This window comes from Pseudomonas sp. VEM90 (assembly GCF_054611535.1).
Window position 1 is genome coordinate 1 of the sequence record NZ_JBTRAR010000008.1, and the last position, 22,871, is coordinate 22,871.

Annotated in this window: 21 protein-coding genes; all 21 read left to right on the top strand. The window is 61.2% G+C overall.

Annotated features, from left to right (window positions below):
* Positions 1 to 736: 736 nt before the first annotated feature.
* The 21 genes from flgB (at position 737) to ACYCCG_RS09890 (ending at position 22,736) form a co-directional block, all read left to right on the top strand.
* Entirely contained in the window at positions 737 to 1,147 is a 411-nt protein-coding gene (gene flgB / locus ACYCCG_RS09790) for a flagellar basal body rod protein FlgB (protein WP_021785151.1), read from the top strand.
* A 2-nt stretch (positions 1,148 to 1,149) separates the two neighbouring features.
* Complete coding sequence (gene flgC / locus ACYCCG_RS09795; protein ID WP_012051596.1) at positions 1,150 to 1,593, top strand: flagellar basal body rod protein FlgC; 444 nt, start codon at positions 1,150 to 1,152, stop codon at positions 1,591 to 1,593.
* Between the two features lie 12 nt (positions 1,594 to 1,605).
* Positions 1,606 to 2,307 carry a flagellar hook assembly protein FlgD gene (gene flgD, locus ACYCCG_RS09800; RefSeq protein WP_103462187.1) on the top strand — a complete coding sequence of 234 codons (702 nt, stop codon included), beginning with the start codon at positions 1,606 to 1,608 and terminating at the stop codon, positions 2,305 to 2,307.
* 28 nt (positions 2,308 to 2,335) lie between these two features.
* Positions 2,336 to 3,658: a flagellar hook protein FlgE gene (gene flgE, locus ACYCCG_RS09805; RefSeq protein ID WP_103462188.1), complete on the top strand. Its 1,323-nt coding sequence runs from the start codon at positions 2,336 to 2,338 to the stop codon at positions 3,656 to 3,658.
* Between the two features lie 70 nt (positions 3,659 to 3,728).
* On the top strand, positions 3,729 to 3,920 hold the full coding sequence (locus ACYCCG_RS09810) for a hypothetical protein (RefSeq protein ID WP_003254464.1): 192 nt from the start codon (positions 3,729 to 3,731) through the stop codon (positions 3,918 to 3,920).
* 160 nt (positions 3,921 to 4,080) lie between these two features.
* Positions 4,081 to 4,821: a flagellar basal-body rod protein FlgF gene (gene flgF, locus ACYCCG_RS09815; protein WP_103462189.1), complete on the top strand. Its 741-nt coding sequence runs from the start codon at positions 4,081 to 4,083 to the stop codon at positions 4,819 to 4,821.
* A gap of 47 nt (positions 4,822 to 4,868) precedes the next feature.
* Entirely contained in the window at positions 4,869 to 5,654 is a 786-nt protein-coding gene (gene flgG / locus ACYCCG_RS09820; RefSeq protein WP_459670225.1) for a flagellar basal-body rod protein FlgG, read from the top strand.
* Between the two features lie 36 nt (positions 5,655 to 5,690).
* Positions 5,691 to 6,386, top strand: a complete 696-nt coding sequence (flgH, locus tag ACYCCG_RS09825; RefSeq protein WP_103462191.1) for a flagellar basal body L-ring protein FlgH — start codon at positions 5,691 to 5,693, stop codon at positions 6,384 to 6,386.
* 12 nt (positions 6,387 to 6,398) lie between these two features.
* Complete coding sequence (locus ACYCCG_RS09830; protein WP_370844649.1) at positions 6,399 to 7,508, top strand: flagellar basal body P-ring protein FlgI; 1,110 nt, start codon at positions 6,399 to 6,401, stop codon at positions 7,506 to 7,508.
* A gap of 11 nt (positions 7,509 to 7,519) precedes the next feature.
* Positions 7,520 to 8,674, top strand: coding sequence for a flagellar assembly peptidoglycan hydrolase FlgJ (gene flgJ / locus ACYCCG_RS09835; protein WP_252458838.1), 1,155 nt, complete (start codon positions 7,520 to 7,522; stop codon positions 8,672 to 8,674).
* A gap of 12 nt (positions 8,675 to 8,686) precedes the next feature.
* Complete coding sequence (flgK, locus tag ACYCCG_RS09840) at positions 8,687 to 10,729, top strand: flagellar hook-associated protein FlgK (RefSeq protein ID WP_252458837.1); 2,043 nt, start codon at positions 8,687 to 8,689, stop codon at positions 10,727 to 10,729.
* 13 nt (positions 10,730 to 10,742) lie between these two features.
* Entirely contained in the window at positions 10,743 to 12,305 is a 1,563-nt protein-coding gene (locus ACYCCG_RS09845; protein ID WP_401100063.1) for a flagellar hook-associated protein 3, read from the top strand.
* Between the two features lie 499 nt (positions 12,306 to 12,804).
* Positions 12,805 to 13,734 (top strand): ketoacyl-ACP synthase III, encoded by a 930-nt coding sequence (locus ACYCCG_RS09850; RefSeq protein WP_176685394.1) that lies wholly within the window; start codon positions 12,805 to 12,807, stop codon positions 13,732 to 13,734.
* Positions 13,735 to 14,127: 393 nt separating this feature from the next.
* Positions 14,128 to 15,573 (top strand): flagellin N-terminal helical domain-containing protein, encoded by a 1,446-nt coding sequence (locus tag ACYCCG_RS09855; RefSeq protein ID WP_209967377.1) that lies wholly within the window; start codon positions 14,128 to 14,130, stop codon positions 15,571 to 15,573.
* Between the two features lie 76 nt (positions 15,574 to 15,649).
* A complete protein-coding gene (locus ACYCCG_RS09860; protein WP_209967376.1) occupies positions 15,650 to 16,006 on the top strand; it encodes a flagellar protein FlaG in 357 nt (118 codons plus the stop codon).
* Positions 16,007 to 16,089: 83 nt separating this feature from the next.
* Positions 16,090 to 17,478 carry a flagellar filament capping protein FliD gene (fliD, locus tag ACYCCG_RS09865; protein WP_459670229.1) on the top strand — a complete coding sequence of 463 codons (1,389 nt, stop codon included), beginning with the start codon at positions 16,090 to 16,092 and terminating at the stop codon, positions 17,476 to 17,478.
* A gap of 127 nt (positions 17,479 to 17,605) precedes the next feature.
* Entirely contained in the window at positions 17,606 to 18,007 is a 402-nt protein-coding gene (fliS, locus tag ACYCCG_RS09870; RefSeq protein WP_019438376.1) for a flagellar export chaperone FliS, read from the top strand.
* A 16-nt stretch (positions 18,008 to 18,023) separates the two neighbouring features.
* The gene (locus ACYCCG_RS09875) at positions 18,024 to 18,317 is read left to right on the top strand and encodes a hypothetical protein (RefSeq protein WP_014590131.1); all 294 of its coding nucleotides are present in this window, start codon (positions 18,024 to 18,026) and stop codon (positions 18,315 to 18,317) included.
* 168 nt (positions 18,318 to 18,485) lie between these two features.
* Positions 18,486 to 19,961: a transcriptional regulator FleQ gene (fleQ, locus tag ACYCCG_RS09880; protein WP_459670232.1), complete on the top strand. Its 1,476-nt coding sequence runs from the start codon at positions 18,486 to 18,488 to the stop codon at positions 19,959 to 19,961.
* Positions 19,962 to 20,163: 202 nt separating this feature from the next.
* On the top strand, positions 20,164 to 21,381 hold the full coding sequence (locus tag ACYCCG_RS09885) for a sensor histidine kinase (RefSeq protein WP_209967372.1): 1,218 nt from the start codon (positions 20,164 to 20,166) through the stop codon (positions 21,379 to 21,381).
* A complete protein-coding gene (locus ACYCCG_RS09890; protein ID WP_103462202.1) occupies positions 21,381 to 22,736 on the top strand; it encodes a sigma-54-dependent transcriptional regulator in 1,356 nt (451 codons plus the stop codon). Before ACYCCG_RS09885 ends, ACYCCG_RS09890 begins: the two co-directional genes overlap by 1 nt.
* The last annotated feature ends 135 nt before the right edge of the window (positions 22,737 to 22,871 follow it).

A 22,871-nucleotide genomic window follows, 5' to 3' on the forward strand; every position in this document is an offset into this window, starting at 1 on the left:
ACACACCGGAGGTTGGACACAGCCCGCCGTGTAGGAGCGGGTTTACCCGCGAAAGGGCCGGCCCTGCTGGCCAATCTCCACCCGCCGTTCACCGTTGCTGCCGCTACCGTATTCGCGGGTAAACCCGCTCCTACACAGATTGGTGGTGGGCACACACCGGAGGTTGGGCGCAGCCCGCCGTGTAGGAGCGGGTTCACCCGCGAAAGGGCCGGCCCTGCTGGCCAATCTCCACCCGCCGTTCACCGTTGCTGCCGCTACCGTATTCGCGGGTAAACCCGTTCCTACACAGATTGGTGGTGGGCACACACCGGAGGTTGGACGCAGCCCGCCGTGTAGGAGCGGGTTCACCCGCGAAAGGGCCGGCCCTGCTGGCCAATCTCCACCCGCCGTTCACCGTTGCTGCCGCTACCGTATTCGCGGGTAAACCCGCTCCTACACCGGATCGGTGGTGGACACACACCGGAGGTTGGGCACAGCCCGCCGTGTAGGAGCGGGTTTACCCGCGAAGAGGCCCGCACAGGAAAACACTGACGTCAATTTTTTGTTTTGCCGCTTTTGCCGCCCATCAATTGCCGCTTTTGTCACCTCAGGCGGAAGGCCTTTGCCGCTTTTCTGGCATCAATCTGATAGTACCCTCCCGGCAAACCCCATAAATACGGGCTTTACGGTGGTTGGCACAGCCCTTGCTATACCTTGCTCAACGAAATTCCGGTCAACCTCTGAAGGTTTCCCTGACATGAGCATCAGCTTCGACAAGGCGCTTGGTATTCACGAAAAGGCGCTGGGCTTCCGCGCCCAGCGCGCTGAAGTGCTGGCCAACAACATCGCCAACGCCGATACGCCCAACTACAAGGCGCGTGACATGGACTTTGCCTCGGTGCTGGCAGCCGAAAGCGACAAGCAGCAGAGCGGTGGCCGCTTCAGCCTTGACCGCACCAATAGCCGGCACATCGAGGCTGAAGGCCTGGCCATGGCCGATGAAACCCTCAAGTACCGCACGCCGCTGCAGCCGTCGATCGACCAGAACACCGTGGATGCGCAGATCGAGCAATCGAACTACACGGAAAACGCGATTGGCTTCCAGGCCAGCTTCACCTTGCTCAACAGTAAATTCAAAGGGCTGGTTTCCGCCCTGCGGGGAGAATGATCATGTCCCTTTCCAGTGTCTTCAACATTGCCGGTAGCGGCATGAGCGCACAGAACACGCGCCTGAACACCGTGGCGTCCAACATCGCCAACGCCGAGACCGTGTCTTCGAGCATCGACCAGACGTATCGCGCCCGCCACCCGGTGTTCGCCACCACCTTCCAGAATGCCCAGGCCGGCAGCAGTCAGTCGCTGTTCGAAGACCAGGGCGAGGCAGGGCAGGGCGTGCAGGTAAAAGGCATCGTCGAAGACCAGAGCACGCTGGAGGCACGCTACGAGCCGAACCACCCGGCGGCGAACAAGGACGGCTACGTCTACTACCCGAACGTCAACGTGGTCGAGGAAATGGCTGACATGATTTCCGCCAGCCGCGCGTTTCAGACCAATGCCGAACTGATGAACACGGCCAAGAGCATGATGCAGAAAGTGCTGACCCTTGGGCAGTGATAGGAAGCCGACATGACCACCACCAATTCCACCACGGACGTCGGTAGCGCGTACCTGACCTCGCTGCAGAAGCAGACGTCCAAGACTGACAGCTCTACCGGTGCCGCCGGCAGTGCGCTGGGCAAGGACGCGTTCCTGCAGTTGCTGGTTACCCAGATGCAGAACCAGAACCCGCTCGACCCGCAGGAAAATGGCGAGTTCGTGGCCCAGTTGGCGCAGTTCAGCAGCCTGGAAAGCATGCAGTCGCTGAACGACGCAGTGACCTACATCGCGGCCGGGCTGCAATCTTCCCAGGCCTTGCAGGCCTCCTCGCTGGTCGGGCGCAATGTCATTGTCCAGACCGACAAGGCCGTGGTCGATACCAGCAAGGACATGAAGGGCTCGGTCAACCTGACGTCGTCCAGTACCTCCACCTCGGTGGGGATCTACGACAAGGACGACAAGCTGGTGCGCACCATCGAGCTCGGTACCCAGAAGGGTGGCAGCATCGACTTTACCTGGGATGGCCTGAACGATGACGGTGAAGTCGCGGCCGCCGGGACCTACACCTTCAAGGCTACTGCCTCGATCGATGGCAAGGCCACGGCCATGACCACCAACCTGCCGGCTTCGGTTACCAGTGTGACCATGGGTACCAACGGTTCGGAGATGACGCTCAACCTGGCCGGGCTGGGCAGTGTTGCGCTTTCCAAAATCCAAAGCATCGGCATCTAGGGCCTGAGCAAAACGACAGGAGTTACACATGTCTTTCAATATCGGCCTTAGCGGCCTCTATGCAGCAAACAAGGCCCTGAACGTTACTGGCAACAACATTGCCAACGTTGCCACCACCGGCTTCAAGTCGTCGCGTGCCGAGTTCGCCGACCAGTACTCCAACTCCATTCGCGGCACTAGCGCGGGCAAGACCGTGATCGGCACCGGGGTAAAGACCGCCGCGGTTTCGCAGCTGTTCACGCCAGGTAATATCAACGCCACCGGCCAGGCGCTGGACATGGCTATTGATGGCAACGGCTTCTTTGCCCTGAACGACAACGGCTCGAAGATCTACACCCGTGCGGGCGCCTTCTACAGCGACAAGGCCGGTTATGTGGTGAATGCTTCGGGTGCCAACCTGCAGGGTTATGCGGTCGGCGAGGACGGCAAGATCATCCAGGGCATCCTGACTGACCTGCAGATCGATACTTCCAACCTGACGCCGAAGCCGACCAGCCTCATCACCGAGAAGATCAACCTGAACTCGGCCGCGACCTCCCCGTCGGTAACGCCATTTGATCCCACCAACGCCAGTTCCTACAACTTCACGTTCAATACTCCGGTGTACGACAGCCAGGGTAATGAACACCAGATGAATCAGTACTTCATCAAGGACGACGCGACCAATACCTGGTCCATGCACACCACTATCGATGGCCGCAACCCGGCCAATCCGGCTTCCACCGCGCCGCTGGTCAACGCTGTGCCGTTCAAGTCCGATGGTACGCTGGACAAGGACGCAATGATCGCGGGTGATGTCCCGGGCGGCCTGAGCATTGGCGAAGACAAGATCTTCCAGCTCAACGACTGGATCCCGGCGCAGAAAAACGCCGCCGGAGAGTGGTCGGCCAATGGCGCCATCGCCAACGCGGACGGTGTGAAGCTGGACATGCTGGGTGCCACCCAATACAACGCGTCCTCCGCAGAAATTGCAAAAACCCAGGATGGCTTCGCCACTGGTGAGCTGTCGGGGCTGAGCATCGACCAGAACGGCTACCTGTTTGCCAGCTTCACCAATGGCAAGGACAAGGTGATCGGCCAGGTGGCGATTGCCAACTTCGCCAACCTGCAGGGCCTGACGCCGATTGGCGGTACCAACTGGAAAGAGTCCTACGCCTCGGGCGTACCGGTAATCGGTGCCCCGGACACCGGTACCCTCGGCCAGATTTCTGGCGGTGCGCTGGAAGACTCCAACGTCGACCTGACCGGCGAGCTGGTCAACCTGATCAAGGCGCAGAGCAACTACCAGGCCAATGCCAAGACCATTTCCACTGAAAGCACCATCATGCAGACCATCATTCAGATGACCTGATGATTGTTTTTGCTGTGGTGTCTGTAATTGGGGTCGCAACGCGGCCCCAAGAACTTGAAGGTTCGTGCTAATGAAGCGGCTGTCATTATTGGCCTTGTTCCCCTTGCTGGTGCTGGTTCTGCCGGCCCCTGCCGCCCCCGCCCCGTTCTATCAATGGCAAAGTCTGGTCACCGGCCGCTACCTGTGCTCGGCCCACAACCCGGGCAAAGGCTGGGTGCGCCATTCCGGCCCCTACAACAACGCCGCCTGCCGCGCCCATTGAGCAAGCCCTTGCCGCAGGCGGCAAACATCCGCCGACAAACTGACGGTTATTGCCCCTCGCCACGCTGAAAGCCCCGTAAACCGGGTGTTTCAGACTTGGTTCGATTATTGCTTTGAACCAGCCCAGTGACAGCGCGGCAACTACGCGCAGAGGAGAAACTGTGGACAAGTTGCTTTATGTGGCCATGACCGGCGCCAGCCAGAACGCGCTGGCGCAGAAGGCTCACGCCAACAACCTGGCGAACATTTCCACCAACGGTTTTCAGCGCGATCTGGAGCAGGCCCGTTCGATGCCGGTGTTCGGCGACAGCTTTCCGGCGCGCGCCTTCGCCATGACCGAACGCCCGGCCACCGACTTCAGCGAAGGCCCGTTGGTCGAAACCGGCCGCGACCTTGACGTGGCGGTGACCGGCAAGGGCTTTATCGCCGTGCAGGCGCCGGACGGCAGCGAAGCCTATGTGCGTACCGGTAGCCTGAACATCGATGCCCTCGGTGTGCTGCGTGCCGGCAATGGCATGCCAGTGATCGGCAACGGTGGCCCGATCGCCATCCCGCCCGAGCAGAAAGTGGAAGTGGGTGCCGACGGCACCATCAGTATCCGCTCCATGGGTGAAGACCCGCGGGTGATGGCCGAGGTCGATCGCATCAAACTGGTCAACCCGGACACCAAAGGCCTGACAAAGGGCCTGGACGGCCTGATCCATACCACATCCGGCCAGCCGGCCGATGCAGACGTCAATGTGCGGGTGGTGGCTGGCTTCGTGGAAGGCAGCAATGTCAACGCTGTCGAGGAAATGACCTCGGTGCTGGCGCTGTCCCGCCAGTTCGAACTGCACGTCAAGATGATGAACACGGCCAAGGAAGGCGACGAAGCCATGGCTCGGGTTTTGCAAATCGGCTAATCACTTTTGAACGGGTGCCGTAAAACAGGCGCACGAGGAGAACTTACATGCTTCCGGCTCTTTGGGTCGCTAAAACCGGCCTGTCCGCCCAGGACACCAACCTGACGGTCATTTCCAACAACCTGGCCAACGTCTCGACCACCGGCTTCAAACGTGATCGTGCCGAATTTGCCGACCTGCTCTACCAGATCAAGCGCCAGCCTGGTGCCCAGTCTACCCAGGACAGCGAGCTGCCTTCGGGCCTGCAGGTCGGTACCGGTGTACGTATTGTGGGCACCCAGAAGAGCTTCGTTGCCGGCAGCCTGCAAACCACCGAAAACCCGTTGGACATGGCAGTCAACGGCCGTGGTTTCTTCCAGGTCCTGCAGCCGGACGGCACCGTTTCGTACACCCGTGACGGCACCTTCCACCTGAACTCCGACGGCCAGATCGTTACCGCCAACGGCTACGCCCTGGAGCCTGCGATTGTCGTGCCTAATGACGCGCAGACCTTCACCGTTGGCCAGGACGGCACCGTGTCGATCACCACCGCCGGCAATCCGGCTGCACAGGTGATCGGCAACATCCAGACCGCCGACTTCATCAATCCGACCGGCCTGCAGGCGATCGGCGACAACCTGTTCCTCGAGACCGCAGCCAGTGGCGCACCTCAGGTCGGCACCCCAGGCCTGAACGGTTTTGGCACTACCCTGCAGCAGACGCTGGAGAACTCCAACGTCAGCACCGTGGAAGAGCTGGTGAACATGATCACCACCCAGCGTGCCTACGAGATGAACTCCAAGGTCATTTCCACGGCCGACAAGATGCTGTCGTTCGTTACCCAACAGCTCTAAGCCCTGTCACTCAGTTGCACCCGTGAGGTAAGCGTCATGAATCGTCTGTTGTCCGTTTTCGCCCTGGGGGGGGCGGTGTTGCTGGCAGGTTGCGTCGCGCCGACGCCCCGGCCCAACGACCCGTACTACGCGCCGGTGTTGCCGCGCACCCCATTGCCGGCAGCGGCCAACAACGGTTCGATCTACCAGGCCGGTTTCGAGCAGAACCTGTACAGCGACCGCAAGGCGTTCCGGGTGGGGGACATCATCACCATCACCCTCAACGAGAGAACCTCGGCCAGCAAGAACGCAGGTTCGCAGATCCAGAAGAACAGCTCGGCCAATATTGGCCTGACCTCGCTGTTCGGCAGCACACCGAACACCAACAATCCGTTCGGCGGTGGTGATCTGTCGCTGGAGGCTGGTTATAACGGCGAGCGTGCCACCAAGGGCGACAGCAAGGCCACCCAGGGCAACACCCTGACCGGCTCGATTACCGTGACCGTGGCTGAAGTGCTGCCCAACGGCATCATCGCCGTGCGCGGCGAGAAGTGGTTGACCTTGAACACCGGCGAAGAGCTGGTGCGCATTGCCGGCATGGTCCGCGCTGACGATATCGCCACTGACAACACCGTGCCGTCCACCCGCGTGGCCGACGCGCGCATCACCTATTCCGGCACGGGCTCGTTTGCCGATGCCAGCCAGCCCGGGTGGCTGGACCGCTTCTTCATCAGCCCGCTTTGGCCTTTCTGAGTACGGATGACCATGTTCAACGTAAGGCAGCTGATTGCCGCAACCCTGCTTTTGTCCTGTGCCTTCGCTGCCCAGGCCGAGCGCCTGAAGGACATTGCCAGCATCTCTGGCGTACGCTCCAACCAGTTGATTGGTTACGGCCTGGTGGTGGGCCTCAATGGCACGGGTGACCAGACCACCCAGACACCGTTCACCCTGCAAACCTTCAACAACATGCTGTCGCAGTTCGGCATCAAGGTGCCGGCCGGTTCCGGCAACGTGCAGTTGAAGAACGTTGCCGCAGTGTCGGTGCACGCCGACCTGCCACCGTTCGCCAAGCCGGGCCAGGTGGTGGACATTACCGTGTCGTCGATCGGTAACTCGAAGAGCCTGCGCGGCGGCAGCCTGTTGATGACCCCGCTCAAAGGTATCGACGGCAATGTCTACGCCATTGCCCAGGGCAACCTGGTCGTGGGCGGCTTTGACGCCGAGGGCCGTGACGGCTCGAAGATCACTGTCAATGTGCCGTCGGCTGGCCGTATTCCGGGGGGTGCCAGTGTCGAGCGTGCGGTGCCGAGCGGCTTCAACCAGGGCAATACCCTGACTCTGAACCTCAATCGCCCTGACTTCACGACCGCCAAGCGCATCGTGGACAAGGTCAACGACCTGCTCGGCCCTGGCGTGGCCCAGGCCGTGGATGGTGGTTCGGTACGGGTCAGCGCGCCGATGGACCCAAGCCAGCGTGTGGATTATCTGTCGATCCTCGAAAATCTCGAAATCGACCCGGGCCAGGCGGTGGCCAAGGTCATCATCAACTCGCGAACCGGCACCATCGTCATCGGCCAGAACGTCAAGGTGTCGCCGGCGGCGGTAACCCATGGCAGCCTGACCGTGACCATTACCGAAGACCCGATCGTCAGCCAGCCGGGGGCCTTCTCCAATGGCCAGACTGCCGTGGTGCCACGCTCGCGGGTCAATGCCGAGCAGGAGGCCAAGCCGATGTTCAAGTTCGGCCCGGGTACCACGCTGGACGAAATCGTCCGCGCGGTGAACCAGGTGGGCGCAGCGCCCGGCGACCTGATGGCGATCCTCGAAGCCTTGAAACAGGCCGGTGCCTTGCAGGCCGACCTGATCGTGATCTGAGAACGGCACGGATGAATATCAAAAGCCAGGTATCCGGTAGTGCCGACAGCGGCGCCTATACCGACCTTAACCGCCTGAGTGCCCTCAAGCACGGCGACCGCGACAGCGAAGCCAATGTGCGCAAGGTGGCCCAGGAGTTCGAGTCGCTGTTCATCAGTGAAATGCTCAAGGCCTCGCGCAAGGCCAGTGACGTGCTGGCCGACGACAACCCGATGAACACCGAAACGGTCAAACAGTACCGCGACATGTACGACCAGCAGCTGGCCGTAAGCATGTCCCGCGAAGGTGGCGGTATCGGCCTGCAGGACGTGCTGGTACGCCAGCTGACCAAGGGCCGCAGTGCGTCGGTCAATACCAGCCCGTTCCCGCGCGTCGATAGCAGTGGCCCGGCATTGTGGGGCAACAAGGTGGCGGAGCCGGTGCATACCATGGCCTCGTCCGCTACCCGCAATGACGTTGCAGCACTCAACGCGCGGCGCCTGGCCTTGCCCAGCAAGCTCACCGACCGCCTCCTGGCCGGTATCGTGCCATCGGCGGAAACCGCCAACAACGCCGCCGTGCCTGCACGTGACGGCCAGCAAGTGGCCAAGGCCTTCGCCGTGCCGGACAACGGCCTGCGCATTGTCGGCCGCGCCGTGGCCCAGCCGCCGCTGGCGCCGAACAAGGCTTTCACCGACAGCGACGCCTTCGTCGCCACCATGCTGCCAATGGCCGAACAGGCCGCCAAGCGCATTGGTATCGACCCACGCTACCTGGTGGCCCAGGCCGCGCTGGAAACCGGTTGGGGCAAGTCGGTGATGCGCAACAGCGACGGCAGCAGCAGCCACAACCTGTTCGGCATCAAAGCCACTGGCAACTGGCAAGGCGATCAGGCGCGGGCGATCACCAGCGAATTCCGCGACGGCCAGTTCGTCAAGGAAACCGCAGCGTTCCGCAGCTACGACTCGTACCAGGACAGCTTCCACGACCTTGTCACCTTGTTGCAGAGCAATTCTCGCTATCAAGGTGCGCTGGATGCGGCCGATAACCCTGAGCAGTTTGCAAGAGAGCTGCAAAAGGCAGGTTATGCGACCGACCCGGGCTATGCGAAGAAGATCATCAGCATTGCCCAGCAAATGCAGTCAACCCCGCAATACGCCATGGCTGGCAGAACCACGAACTTATAAAAGGACTAAATCATGTCGAGCCTGATTTCCATCGGCCTGAGTGGCCTGAGTGCCAGCCAGGCTGCCTTGTCGGTAACCAGTAACAACATCGCCAACGCCGCGACCAGTGGCTACTCGCGCCAGCAGACAGTTCAGGCGGCGGGGCCTTCGCACAACATTGGCGCCGGTTTCCTGGGTACCGGGACCACGCTGGCGGATGTGCGTCGCATCTACAGTTCCTACCTGGACAACCAACTGCAGACGGCCACCTCGTTGCAGGCAGACTCGCTGACGTTCCAGGACCAGATCACCAGTGTCGACAAGCTGCTGGCAGACCGTGATACCGGTATCAGCTCGGTCCTTACCGCATTCTTCTCGGCCCTGCAGACTGCGGCGGCCAAGCCGGGTGACGTTGCCTCGCGCCAGTTGCTGCTGACCCAGGCGCAAACCCTGAGCAACCGCTTCAACGCGGTGAGCACCCAGCTGACTCAACAGAACGCCACGATCAACTCCCAGCTCGACACCATGGCCGGCCAGGTGAACAAACTCACCGCCAACATTGCCGAGTACAACAAGCAGATCACCGCGGCCAGCGCCTCCGGTAACACCCCCAACAGCCTGCTGGATGCGCGCAGCGAAGCCGTGCGCCAGCTTAATGAGCTGGTAGGGGTGACGGTGCAGGAGCGTGATGGCAACTACGATGTGTACCTGGGCAGTGGCCAGTCGCTGGTCACTGGCACCAAGGCCAACACCTTGTCGGTGGAGCCGGGTGTGGCTGACAAGAGCCAGGTTGCCCTGCGCATCAACTATGACTCGTTCAGCTCGGACGTGACCTCGGTGGTGTCCGGTGGCGCCATTGGTGGCCTGTTGCGTTATCGCCAGGACGTGCTGACGCCGTCGATGAACGAACTCGGTCGCGTTGCCCTGGTGGTTGCCGACAGCATCAACGGCCAGCTGGGGCAGGGCCTGGATGCCAACGGCCAGTTCGGCAGCTCGCTGTTCTCCAGCATCAACAGCGCCACCGCCATTGCCCAGCGCAGCCTGGCCTCGTCGAACAACAGTGCCGGCTCCGGCAACCTGGATGTCACCATTGCCAACAGCGGTGCGTTGACCACCTACGACTACGAGGTGAAGTTCACCAGCGCCAACCAGTACAGTGTGCGCCGCTCGGACGGCACCGACATGGGCAGCTTCGACCTGAATGCCGACCCGGCACCCGTGATCGACGGTTTCAGCCTGGCGTTGAAAGGCGGCGGCCTGGCGGCCGGCGACAGCTTCAAGGTTATCCCCACCCGTGCAGCTGCCGGTAGCATTACCACGACCCTGACCGATGCCAACAAGCTGGCCTTCGCTGGGCCCGTCAGCGCTACCTCGGGCAGTGGCAACAGCGGTACTGGCACCATCACCCAGCCGACCCTGAGCGAGGCGCTGGACATCTACGGCGGTGCCGATACCGCGCTGATCCAGCAGTCGATTCGCGACTCGATGCCCGTGCGCGTGGTGTTCGACGCCGCCGGTGGTGGCTCCCAGGGCTACAAGCTGTTCGATGCCAAGGGCACCCAGATTGGCACCGGCAGCGTGGTGCCGGGGCAGGACAACAAGCTGTCCATCGCCGTGCCAATGCTGGATGCGGCTGGCGACCCGATTCTGGATGGTAGCGGTAACCCGCGTACCTTTGCCGTCGAGACCACCATTGGCGGCAGCCCTGCGGCCAATGACAGCTTTACCCTGTCGTTCAATGCCGACGGCAAAGCGGACAACCGTAACGCCACGGCACTGCTCGACCTGCAGACCAAGTCGACGGTGAACACCGGCTCCGGCGGCGGTACCAGCTTCACTTCGGCCTACGCCTCGCTGGTCGAACGCGTGGGTGCAAAGGCGAACCAGGCGTCCATCGACAGCACCGCGACCGAGGCGGTGCTCAAGTCTGCCAGCGAAAGCCGCAGTGCGGTGTCCGGGGTCAACCTGGATGACGAAGCGGCCAGCCTGGTCAAGTTCCAGCATTACTACACGGCGTCCTCGCAGATCATCAAGGCGGCGCAAGAAACCTTCAGCACCCTGATCAACGCTTTGTAAGGAGTAGACTATCGTGCGTATTTCCACTGCTCAGTTCTATGAGGCCAGCGCCAGTAGCTACTCCAAGAACTTCTCCAGCATGAACAAGACCAACGACCAGGTGACGTCGGGTATCCGTATCCAGACCGCTGCCGATGACCCGGTCGGTGCTGCACGCCTGCTGCTGCTGCAACAGCAGCAATCGTTGCTGGACCAGTACAGCGGCAACATCAACACCGTGAGCAACTCGCTGCTGCAGGAAGAGAGTGTGCTCTCTACCATCAACGATGCCATGCAGCGTGCCAGTGAGTTGGCGATCCGTGCCGGTGGCGCCGGGGTGACCGATTCTGACCGCGTGGCCATCGGCACCGAGCTGAAAGAGATCGAGGCCAACATCTTTGGCCTGCTCAACTCGCGCGATGCCAACGGCGACTACATGTTCGGAGGCTCCAAGAGCACCACGCCGCCCTATGTGCGCAACTCCGATGGCACCTATAGCTACCACGGCGACCAGACCCAACTGAGCCTGCAGGTATCCGATACCCTGAGCCTGGCTACCAACGACACCGGTTTCAGCATCTTCGACTCGGCCAGCAACAAGAGCCGTACCCAGTCGACCCTGTTGGTGCCGGCGACTGACGATAGCGTGGTCGGGGTGTCGTCTGGCCTGCTGACCTCGAGCACCACCTACAACAACAGTTTCACGGCAGGCCAGCCCTACAAGCTGACCTTCACCAGCGCGACGCAGTACACCATCACTGACGCCAACGGTAATGACATCACCTCGGAAACGCCTACCAACGGTACCTTCGACAGCAAGACCGAAGGTGCCAACAAGATTGCCCTGCGTGGGGTGGAGTTCGAGATAACCGTGACCTTGGAGGAGGGTGCCGATGCCGACGCCGCCGTGGGCGGGCGCGAGTTCTCCCTGGAAGCACGCCCGGACTCGTTCAATACCACCCGTAACGGCAGCAACACCTCCAGCGCCCAGCTCACCAGCAGCAGCGTGACCGACGAGGCTGCCTATCGCAGTACGTTCCCCAGTAATGGCGCGGTGATCAAGTTCACGGGGCCGGGCGCATACGAGTTCTATGCCCAGCCGCTGACGGCCGACAGCAAGCCGGTCGCCAAAGGTACCTTTACGGCACCGTCGTTGACGGTGGCCGGGGTAACCTACCAGGTGTCCGGTTCGCCGGAGGCAGGCGACCAGTTTGCGGTCACGGCCAATACCCACCAGAACCAGAACGTGCTGGAAACCCTCAGTCAGTTGCGTGCGGCACTGGAAACGCCGGTGACCGGTGCTGGCGCGGCGAATGCCTTGAAAGATGCGGCGGCCTCGGCCATTGCAAACCTGGCCAGTGCCCGTGAGCAGGTCGATATCACCCGTGGCTCGATCGGTGCTCGCGGCAACTCGCTCGAGATTCAACGCCAGGAGAACACCAGCCTGGGGCTGGCCAACAAGACCACCCAGAACGCCATCGGCAACACCGACATGTCGCAGGCAGCCATCACCCTGACCTTGCAGCAGGCCATGCTGGAGGCCTCTCAGCTGGCCTTTTCGCGTATTTCCCAGCTGAGCCTGTTCAACAAGCTCTGATCTGCCTGCCTGATCCTGGGGCTGCTGCGCAGCCCTATCGCGACACAAGGCCGCTCCCACAGGTCCTCCTCTCTCCTGAAGGTGGGGTATTTGGACTGCTCCCAAGGGTTGGATTGGTGTCCAGCTTCTTGGGGCATTTCCGGTACTCCTCTCTTCTGAAGGTGGCGTATTCGTGGGAGCGGCCTTGCGTCGCGAAAGGGCCGCGAAGCGGCCCCATCGATATCTGCTGCGAAGCTGATCATTCGGGGTCCAGTGCCCGCCCGGTCATTCCAAAAATTCCCCAGTCCCCACACCCTCGCCACGGCTTTCGTAGCATTTCAATGTGACCAATGAGTCAAAACGCTCATCTTCCCTGTATTCTATGCAGCAGCTGTTGCAGCATTTTGTTACCGGTGCGCAGGCGAGCCCTGCCTACAACCCCTGGCGGTGACCGCTCCGGTATTTGGCGCCCTCAATTCATCGAGTGGTGGTCTTTGGCTGTTTTCATTGGGAAGCCAGAATGATTGGCATCAAAAGCATTGCGAGTTACGTGCCCACCGCTGGCCTGGACAACTACGTTCAGGGTGCGAAGTTCGGCAAGGACGAAGAGTTCATGTTCGGCAAGATCGGTGCGTCGTTCCTGCCGCGCAAGGCCGAAGAGCAAGAAACCTCCGACCTGTGCGTAGAAGCCGCTCAGGCGCTGTTCGCCAGCAACCCCGACCTTGATCCGCAATCGATCGATGCGTTGATCGTGGTCACCCAGAACGGCGACGAAGAAGGCTTGCCGCACACCGCAGCCATCGTCCAGAGCAAACTAGGCCTGTCTACCCGCGTGGCGGCGTTCGACGTGTCGCTGGGCTGCTCGGGCTATGTGTATGGCCTGTATGCGATCAAAGGCTTCATGGAAGCGGCAGGCCTGAAGAACGGCCTGCTGATCACCGCCGACCCGTATTCGAAGATCGTCGACCCGGAAGACCGTAACACCACCATGCTGTTCGGCGACGCCGCCACGGCAACCTGGATGGGTGAAAACGCGGTCTGGAACCTGGGCCAGGCGCGTTTCGGCACTGACGGTTCCGGTGCCGAGCACCTGAAAGTCAGCGACGGCAAATTCTTCATGAATGGCCGCCAGGTGTTCAACTTCGCCCTGATCAAAGTGCCGGCGCACCTGCACGAGCTGCTGGATGCCAGCGACCTGAAATCGTCGGATATCGACGCCTTCTGTATCCACCAGGGCAGTGCGGCGATTGTCGACGCCGTGGCGCGACGCTTTGAAGAGCAACACCCGGAGAAGTTCGTCAAGGACATGCTGGAAACCGGCAATACGGTGTCCTCCAGCGTTCCGCTGCTGCTGCAGAAGCACATGCTCGATGGCAACTGGAAGCGCGTGGCGATCAGTGGTTTTGGCGTGGGCCTGTCGTGGGGCTCGGCCATCCTGTACCGCGACTGATCCCCCGGTCAGCCCACAAAAGCGCCCGGCGGCCACCGCCCGGCGCTTTTTTCTGCCAAAAATAAACTTCTGCCTAACGCAGCCCGTTGTAGGAGCGGGTTCACCCGCGAAGAAGGCTGCTCGGTCTATGGCACCGGCTTAGCCGGTGTTCGCGGGTGAACCCGCTCCTACAGACGGGATGAGGCATTCAGCCCAGTTCGAACAGTTTTTGACGCCAATAAACCGCCCTTAACCCCTTGATTTATCAGGGCTGGCCCCATGCCAGTATTTTTTTTTTGAAAAAGCCCTCAAGCAACCCGCGCACCCGACGATAACCATTACGAAGGTTCTCTAGGCCAATCCGGCGGTTGCCAAGGCCGGAAGCCGCAGTACCCATCCAACGAGGATTTCGTCATGGCTTTAACTGTAAACACCAACATTGCGTCGATCACCACCCAGGGCAACCTGACCAAGGCGAGCAACGCTCAGACCACTTCGATGCAGCGTCTGTCCTCGGGTCTGCGCATCAACAGCGCTAAAGACGACGCTGCCGGCCTGCAGATCGCCAACCGTCTGACCAGCCAGATCAATGGCCTGGGCCAGGCTGTGAAGAACGCCAACGACGGTATCTCGATCGCTCAGACCGCTGAAGGTGCAATGCAGGCCTCGACCGACATCCTGCAGAAAATGCGTACCCTGGCTCTGTCCTCGGCTACTGGCTCGCTGAGCGCCGACGACCGTAAGTCGAACAACGACGAATACCAGGCTCTGACCGCTGAGCTGAACCGTATCTCGGATACCACCACCTTCGGTGGCCAGAAGCTGCTGGACGGTTCGTACGGCACCAAGGCCATTCAGGTCGGCGCAAATGCCAACGAAACCATCAACCTGACTCTGGACAACGTTTCGGCCAAGAGCATTGGCTCGCAGCAAGTCAAGAGCGTCGGCATCACTCCAGATGCAACCGGCATTGCAGGTGGCGCTGTCACCATCACCGGTAACGGCCAGAGCACTGACGTCACGCTCGCTGCTGGTGCTTCCGCCAAGGAAATCGCCAAGACCCTGAACGGCGCAGTAGGTGGCCTGACCGCTACCGCAAGCACCGAAGTCGAGTTCACCATCGACGAAGCGGCTATCGCCGGTGCCACCCCAGCATCCGCCAACTTCAAACTCGAAGTCGGCGGTCAGACTGTCGACTTCGTGGGTGTCACCGACACCGCCGGTCTTGCTGACCAGCTGAAGTCCAACGCTGCCAAGCTGGGTATCAGCGTCAACTATGACGAGACCAAGGGCACTCTGTCGGTCAAGTCCGATACCGGTGAAAACCTCAAGTTCACTGCTGCCGACCCTGGTGCCGTTGCAGGTATCCAAGTTGCCGCCAAAGACGGTTCGGGCAAACTTGGTACTGCCGCCGCGTTGGACGCAGCCACTCTGGTCGTCACTGGCGCGGTGAACCTGGACTCCGCCAAGGGCTACTCGCTGACCGGCGCTGGCGTTGAAGACCTGTTCGCGGGTACTGGTGTCACCGCTGTGACTTCGGCCAAGACCTCTATCGCCGAAACCGACGTGACCGACGCCACCAACGCCCAGAACGCTCTGGCTGTTATCGACAAGGCGATCGGCTCCATCGACAGCGTCCGTTCGGGCCTGGGTGCTACCCAGAACCGTCTGCAAACCACCGTCGACAACCTGCAGAACATCCAGAAGAACTCCACCGCTGCCCGTTCCACCGTGCAGGACGTGGACTTCGCTTCGGAAACTGCCGAGCTGACCAAGCAGCAGACTCTGCAGCAGGCTTCGACCGCGATCCTGTCGCAGGCTAACCAGCTGCCATCGTCGGTCCTGAAACTGCTTCAGTAATTCAGGCGCTTGAGTGAAGGGTGAAAGGGTGCGTTTACGTGCCCTTTCACCCTTTTTGACATGAGGAGTTCGAAACATGGACATGAGTGTCAAGCTGAACCAGGTGTACCCGACCGTGTTGCCCCATCCGCCAGGAGCTGATCGCGAGCGGGACCCGGCTATGCCTGCCAAGGTGCAGGAAGCCGCTGCCTCCGATAATCAGCCGCACTCGCGCGAGGACCTGGAAAAAGCGGTTGGCGAAATTCGTGATTTCGTCCAGTCGAGCCAGCGCCAGCTGGACTTTTCCATTGACGATTCCACGGGCCGGATTGTAGTCAAGGTGATTGCTACCCAGTCCGGTGAGGTGATCCGGCAACTTCCGTCGGAAGCTGCACTGAAATTGGCGCAGAGCCTCAGTGAAGCCAGCAGCCTGCTGTTCGACGGTCAGGCATAGGCTGGCATGATTTTTGTTGTTGTCGATTATTTGATGGATTTATCCGCCAAGGATCCGGCAGCTACTGAACAAGGAGAGCAATGATGGCAGGTACAACAGTCAGCGGTATTGGCTCGGGCATCGATACCCAGGCGATCGTCGAATCTCTGGTGGCCGCGCAGAAGGCGCCGAAACAGGCGCAGATCAATACCCAAACACTGAAGGCAACCACCACGTTGTCCTCTATTGGCAAGATCCAGGCGGCTCTCGATGCGTTCCGTGGCGCCTTGACCAACATGACTGATTCCAACAGCTTTGGTGGCCTGAGCCTTAAGTCTTCGGATGAAAAGGTCGCGACCGTCACCATGGGGACTGGGGCGGCAAACGGGTCGTTCAAGCTGATCGTCGACAAGTTGGCGACCGCGTCAAAAGTTTCGACCAAAGTGTATGCAGATGGCGCGGGATCGGTAGTCAATAGCGGCAGTACGCCAACTACCCTGACCATCAGTCAGGACGGCAAGGACTTCGATCTGAGTGTTCCCGCCGGCGCCACGTTGCAGCAGGTACGCGACAGCATCAATAGCCAGTTCGGTGTAGCGGGCCTTAGTGCCAACGTGCTGACGGATGCCAATGGTTCTCGCCTGATCGTCACCTCGACGAAAATGGGTGAGGGCTCTGACATTACCCTTTCCGGTAACTCGGGCATCGATACCGGTTATACCGTTGTCGATGAGCCGACGGACGCCGAGTACACCCTTGACGGCATTGCCATGAAGTCCAAGACCAATGACATCACCGATGCTGTCAGTGGTCTCAATATTAAGCTGGTGGGTGTTTCACCGATAAACGCTACCAGTGGTGAGCCTACGGCGACCATCCTCTCGCTGACTACCAGTTCCACAACGTTGAAGTCGGGCCTCAAAGGTTTCATCGATACCTACAATGCCTTGCTCGCCGTGATGAATGAGGAAACCAAGGTCACCAAGAACGCCAATGGCACCATGACGGCCGCGGCGCTGACGGGTGATGCCACGATGCGCACGTTGATGACCTCCATTCGTGAGGAGCTCAATGCGGTATCGGGCAACGGAACCTTGAAATCGCTCGCTGCCTTTGGTGTCAGTTCGTCCCAGGATGGCGGTGCGCTGAGCCTGGACGACAAGAAGTGGGACAAGGTTGCCTCCACCAACGCGGCGGACCTGACCAGCATTTTCAATGGCAAGGATGGCCTGCTGGCGCGCCTGCAAAAAGTCACCGAGCCATTCGCCAAGGCCGCAACCGGCACCCTGGCCGAGCGCTCCAAGGTCCTGAGCGAAAGCCTGACCAAGCTCACGGCCGAGCAGGAAACCCTGGACGCCCGCATGGAAGCCCTGCAGAAGAGCCTGCAGGACAAGTACAACAACATGGATACCCTGGTCACTCAGTTGCGTCAGCAGCAGAACTCGGTGCTCAGCACCCTCAACGCACTGAACAAGGCGAACAGCGACGATTGATCCGTGAACCTTGCATGAAGTCCGTGCAAGATGCCGGACTTCATGTCATCGGCCGGTAAAGTTTTTCGCCACCTGCCCGATACAAGGAATATCTCCCCCTTAAGCCTGCCCGTCACGAGGTCGCAAGATGAATCCCATGAGAGCCCTTCGTCAGTACCAGAAGGTCAATTCCCATGCCCAGATTTCCGAAGCCACGCCCCATCGCCTGGTGCAGATGCTGATGGAAGGCGGCCTCGATCGCATGGCGCAGGCCAAGGGGGCGATGGCGCGTGGCGACATTGCGGAGAAGGGCCTGATGCTGGGCAAGGCGATCGATATCATCATCGGCTTGCGCGATGGCTTGTCGCCTGAAAAAAGCGAAAACCCAGAGTACGTCGAAAAGCTCGACGCCCTCTATGTCTACATGACCAATCGCCTGATGCAGGCCAATGTGGACAACGATGCCAGCATTATCGACGAAGTTGCCCAGCTGCTGATTACCGTGAAAAGTGGCTGGGACGGCATTGCCGACGCCCAGCCTGCCAGCTGATGGCAAGGAGATTACCGTGACCGCACTGCAACGCCTCGATGACACCTGCGATGCCCTGATCGGGGCCTTGGGTGAGCGTGACTGGGAAGCCATTGCCAAGCTGGATGTGGCGTGCCGCGCGTGCATCGACGAGGTGCTGGAAACCCATGCGATGGATCAGGCGTTGCTGCGCGAGAAGCTGGAAGGGGTGCTGCGGCTCTACCGCAATTTGATCGATGTCACAACCGGTGAACGCCAGGCAATTGCCGAAGAGATGATGCAGATCAATCAAGCGAAAAATGCATCGAAGGTTTACCATCTCTTCAGTTAAGATGCGCACGACTTAACAAAAGGCGCCATAAATTTGACTGTGTGGGCCTTTTTGACTTTACTAGTGGCTGTTTTCGAATTTCAGACGTCCGAACACTGACCATTCAGTCGGAATGATGTCGAGCACGCCCCCGCAGGGCGCCGATATGACTAGGGAAGTTGCTATTGCATGTGGCGTGAAACCAAGATTCTGCTGATCGATGACGACAGCGCGCGCCGCCGCGACCTTGCGGTGGTGCTGAACTTCCTCGGCGAAGAAAACCTCGCGTGTGCCAGCCATGACTGGCAGCAGGCGGTCGAGCCATTGTCTTCGAGCCGCGAAGTGCTGTGCGTGCTCATCGGCACCGTAAATGCTCCGGGCAATCTGCTTGGGTTGCTTAAGACAGTGGCTACCTGGGATGAGTTCCTTCCGGTTCTGCTTTTAGGTGAAATTTCTTCTGCCGAGCTGCCGGAAGACCTTCGCCGCCGGGTGCTTTCCAACCTGGAACTGCCGCCAAGCTACAGCCAGCTGCTGGACTCGCTGCACCGTGCCCAGGTCTACCGCGAAATGTATGACCAGGCGCGTGAGCGCGGTCGCCAGCGCGAGCCCAATCTGTTCCGCAGCCTGGTTGGCACCAGTCGTGCCATTCAGCACGTGCGGCAAATGATGCAGCAAGTGGCGGATACCGACGCCAGCGTGCTCATCCTGGGTGAGTCGGGCACCGGTAAGGAAGTGGTGGCGCGCAACCTGCACTACCATTCCAAGCGCCGCGAAGCGCCATTCGTGCCGGTCAACTGTGGCGCGATCCCGGCCGAGCTGCTGGAAAGCGAACTGTTCGGCCACGAGAAGGGCGCCTTTACCGGGGCCATCACCAGCCGTGCCGGGCGTTTCGAGCTGGCCAACGGTGGTACTCTGTTCCTCGATGAAATCGGCGACATGCCGTTGCCGATGCAGGTCAAGCTGCTGCGTGTACTGCAGGAGCGTACCTTCGAGCGCGTGGGTAGCAACAAGACCCAGAGCATCGACGTGCGCATCATCGCTGCGACGCACAAAAACCTCGAAAACATGATCGAGGACGGTACCTTTCGCGAAGACCTGTACTACCGCCTGAACGTGTTCCCTATCGAGATGGCACCGCTGCGTGAGCGGGTGGAAGACATCCCGTTGCTGATGAACGAGCTGATTTCGCGCATGGAGCACGAGAAGCGCGGTTCCATTCGCTTCAATTCCGCCTCGATCATGTCGCTGTGTCGTCACGGCTGGCCGGGCAACGTGCGCGAGCTGGCCAACCTGGTCGAGCGCATGGCGATCATGCACCCGTACGGGGTCATTGGCGTGTCGGAACTGCCGAAGAAATTCCGCTATGTCGATGACGAAGACGAGCAGATGGTCGACAGCCTGCGCAGCGACCTTGAAGAGCGCGTGGCGATCAATGGCCATACACCAAACTTCAGCAACCACGCCATGCTGCCGCCCGAAGGCCTGGACCTCAAGGACTACCTGGGTAGCCTGGAGCAGGGCCTGATCCAGCAGGCGCTGGACGATGCCAACGGTATCGTTGCGCGCGCGGCTGAACGTTTGCGTATTCGCCGTACCACCCTGGTCGAGAAGATGCGCAAGTACGGCATGAGCCGCCAGGGCGGCGAGGAACAGGCGGAAGATTGAAGCCTGGCGGTTGCCTATGCCGGCCTCTTCGCGGGCAAGCCCGCTCCCACAGGGATATCACCGAATTGAAGATGTGTATCGATCCTGTGGGAGCGGGCGTGCCCGCGAAGAGGCCGGCACAAATCCCTATCTCCGGCACGGCTATTGCTACACCGCTGGCAACACACCGTTTTTATGACGGTCAGCCACGCGAGAGAGCACGATGCCCCAGGCCGCCCACGTATCCCGAGCCCCCGATCAGCAGGGGCAAACCCCGGTCGCGCAGGACAGCGGCCAGGGTATCGCGCAAGCCTTTGCCCTGTTCAATCAGGTGTCCAGCCAGCTGAGCCAGTCCTACAGCCTGCTCGAAGCCCGGGTCAGTGAGCTCAAAGGTGAGCTGGCCGTGGTCAGCGCCCAGCGCATCGACGAACTGAGCGAAAAGGAGCGCCTGGCCAACCGCCTGCAGAACCTGCTGGACTTGCTGCCCGGTGGGGTGATCGTGATCGACGGCCAGGGCCTGGTGCGCGAAGCCAACCCGGCCGCCTGCGAGTTGCTCGGCGATCCTCTGATCGGCCAATTGTGGCGCCAGGTGATCGCCCGTAGCTTTGCCCCGCGCAAGGACGACGGCCACGAAGTCTCGCTGCGCGACGGCCGCCGCCTGTCGATTGCCACCCGCTCGCTGGATGCCGAGCCTGGCCAGTTGGTGCTGCTCAACGACCTGACTGAAACCCGTCGCCTCCAGGATCAACTGGCTCGCCATGAGCGGCTGTCGTCCTTGGGGCGCATGGTTGCCTCGCTGGCCCATCAGATTCGCACGCCGCTGTCGGCAGCCATGCTGTATGCCAGCCACCTGGCCGATAGCGAGCAAGCACTGAGCGCGGAAACCCGCCAGCGCTTCGCCGCGACCTTGAAGGAGCGCCTGCACGAGCTGGAACACCAGGTGCGCGACATGCTGGTGTTTGCCCGTGGCGAGTTGCCACTGGGGGATCGGGTGACCCCGAAAGCGCTGTTCCAGGCCCTGCAACAGGCGGCCCAGGCACATGTGCAAGGGCATGCCGTGCGCTGGCAGTGCGACAGTCATCTGGGCGAGTTGCTGTGCAACCGCGACACCCTGGTCGGCGCCTTGCTCAACCTGATTGAAAATGCCCTGCAGGCCAGCGATGGCCCGGCACGGCTGAAGGTGCACCTGTACCGCCGCGAACGTAGCTTGCACCTCTGCGTCAGCGATGCCGGCAGTGGCATCGATGCAGGCTTGCTTGGCCGTTTGGGCGAGCCGTTCCTCACCACCAAGGCCACCGGTACCGGCCTGGGCCTGGCCGTGGTCAAGGCAGTGGTGCGCGCGCATCAGGGCACGATCAACCTGCGCTCGAAAGTCGGCCGTGGTACCTGCGTGCGGGTAGAACTGCCGTTGATCGACGGGCAATTGGCGGAGGGGGTGTAATGGCAATCAAGGTGCTGCTGGTCGAGGATGACCGCGTATTGCGCCAGGCGCTGGGCGATACCCTGGAAATCGGCGGGTTCGCCTATCAGGCGGTGGGCAGTGCCGAAGAAGCGCTGGAGGCCGTACTGGATGACGCGTTCAGCCTGGTAGTCAGTGACGTCAACATGCCCGGTATGGACGGGCACCAGTTGCTCAGCCAGCTGCGCCGCCAGCAGCCGCAGTTGCCGGTGCTGTTGATGACGGCGCATGCTGCTGTCGAGCGTGCGGTCGAGGCCATGCGTCAAGGCGCCGCCGACTACCTGGTCAAGCCGTTCGAGCCCAAGGCGCTGCTCAGCCTCGTGGAGCGGCATGCCGCCGGGCGGGTCACCGGCGAAGAAGGGCCGGTGGCTTGCGAGCCGGCCAGTCGCCAGTTGCTGGAGCTGGCGGCCCGTGTGGCGCGCAGTGACTCGACCGTGCTGATTTCCGGCGAGTCCGGTACTGGCAAGGAAGTGCTGGCGCGCTACATTCACCAGCAATCGCCGCGTGCGGCGCAGCCCTTCGTGGCGATCAATTGCGCGGCGATCCCCGACAACATGCTCGAGGCCACCCTGTTCGGCCACGAGAAGGGCGCCTTCACCGGCGCTATCGCGGCTCAGGCTGGCAAGTTCGAGCAGGCCGAAGGCGGCACCCTGCTGCTGGACGAAATCTCGGAAATGCCCATGGCCTTGCAGGCCAAGCTGCTGCGTGTGCTGCAGGAGCGCGAGGTGGAGCGGGTAGGCGGGCGCAAGCCGATCAGCCTGGATATTCGGGTGCTGGCCACCACCAACCGCGACCTGGCCGGCGAAGTGGCGGCCGGGCGCTTCCGCGAAGACTTGTACTACCGCCTGTCGGTGTTCCCGCTGGCCTGGCGCCCGCTGCGTGAGCGGCCGGGCGATATCCTGCAACTGGCTGAGCGCCTGCTGGCGCGCCATGTGGCCAAGATGAAGCATGCCCCGGTGCGTCTCTCGCCAGCGGCTCGGGCCTGCCTGCAGGCATATGCCTGGCCGGGCAACGTGCGCGAGCTGGACAACGCACTGCAGCGGGCGTTGATTCTGCAGCAGGGGGGCGTGATCGAGGCGGCGGATTTTTGTCTGGCAGGCGCCATTCCATTGTCGGCTGGCACCGAGCCATCTCTTGAGGTGGTTGCTGATGCTGGCGGCTTGGGGGATGACATGCGTCGCCACGAGTACCAGATGATCATCGACACCCTGCGCGCCGAACGCGGCCGCCGCAAAGAGGCGGCCGAACGCCTGGGCATCAGCCCGCGCACGTTGCGCTACAAGCTGGCACAGATGCGCGATGCCGGGTTTGACGTCGAGGCCAGCCTGTTCGGCTGACAGGCAAATCATCTGCAACTGGCGCGGACCTCTGTGGGAGCGGCCTTGCGTCGCGATAGGGGCGCAAGGCCGCTCCCACAGGAATTGTGTGATCCCTGGGAAATGAGTCGCGAAGGCTGGCACCTTTGTTGCTTT

What these genes read in the sequence shown, in the direction of transcription:
- fliD (WP_459670229.1), top strand. Translation starts at nt 16,090, where the DNA reads ATGGCAGGTACAACAGTCAGCGGTATTGGCTCGGGCATCGATACCCAG.
- flgH (WP_103462191.1), top strand. Translation starts at nt 5,691, where the DNA reads ATGAATCGTCTGTTGTCCGTTTTCGCCCTGGGGGGGGCGGTGTTGCTG.
- flgE (WP_103462188.1), top strand. Translation starts at nt 2,336, where the DNA reads ATGTCTTTCAATATCGGCCTTAGCGGCCTCTATGCAGCAAACAAGGCC.
- flgJ (WP_252458838.1), top strand. Translation starts at nt 7,520, where the DNA reads ATGAATATCAAAAGCCAGGTATCCGGTAGTGCCGACAGCGGCGCCTAT.
- flgG (WP_459670225.1), top strand. Translation starts at nt 4,869, where the DNA reads ATGCTTCCGGCTCTTTGGGTCGCTAAAACCGGCCTGTCCGCCCAGGAC.
- ACYCCG_RS09810 (WP_003254464.1), top strand. Translation starts at nt 3,729, where the DNA reads ATGAAGCGGCTGTCATTATTGGCCTTGTTCCCCTTGCTGGTGCTGGTT.
- ACYCCG_RS09850 (WP_176685394.1), top strand. Translation starts at nt 12,805, where the DNA reads ATGATTGGCATCAAAAGCATTGCGAGTTACGTGCCCACCGCTGGCCTG.
- ACYCCG_RS09890 (WP_103462202.1), top strand. Translation starts at nt 21,381, where the DNA reads ATGGCAATCAAGGTGCTGCTGGTCGAGGATGACCGCGTATTGCGCCAG.
- ACYCCG_RS09855 (WP_209967377.1), top strand. Translation starts at nt 14,128, where the DNA reads ATGGCTTTAACTGTAAACACCAACATTGCGTCGATCACCACCCAGGGC.
- flgK (WP_252458837.1), top strand. Translation starts at nt 8,687, where the DNA reads ATGTCGAGCCTGATTTCCATCGGCCTGAGTGGCCTGAGTGCCAGCCAG.
- ACYCCG_RS09885 (WP_209967372.1), top strand. Translation starts at nt 20,164, where the DNA reads ATGCCCCAGGCCGCCCACGTATCCCGAGCCCCCGATCAGCAGGGGCAA.
- flgB (WP_021785151.1), top strand. Translation starts at nt 737, where the DNA reads ATGAGCATCAGCTTCGACAAGGCGCTTGGTATTCACGAAAAGGCGCTG.
- flgD (WP_103462187.1), top strand. Translation starts at nt 1,606, where the DNA reads ATGACCACCACCAATTCCACCACGGACGTCGGTAGCGCGTACCTGACC.
- fliS (WP_019438376.1), top strand. Translation starts at nt 17,606, where the DNA reads ATGAATCCCATGAGAGCCCTTCGTCAGTACCAGAAGGTCAATTCCCAT.
- flgC (WP_012051596.1), top strand. Translation starts at nt 1,150, where the DNA reads ATGTCCCTTTCCAGTGTCTTCAACATTGCCGGTAGCGGCATGAGCGCA.
- ACYCCG_RS09860 (WP_209967376.1), top strand. Translation starts at nt 15,650, where the DNA reads ATGGACATGAGTGTCAAGCTGAACCAGGTGTACCCGACCGTGTTGCCC.
- fleQ (WP_459670232.1), top strand. Translation starts at nt 18,486, where the DNA reads ATGTGGCGTGAAACCAAGATTCTGCTGATCGATGACGACAGCGCGCGC.
- ACYCCG_RS09830 (WP_370844649.1), top strand. Translation starts at nt 6,399, where the DNA reads ATGTTCAACGTAAGGCAGCTGATTGCCGCAACCCTGCTTTTGTCCTGT.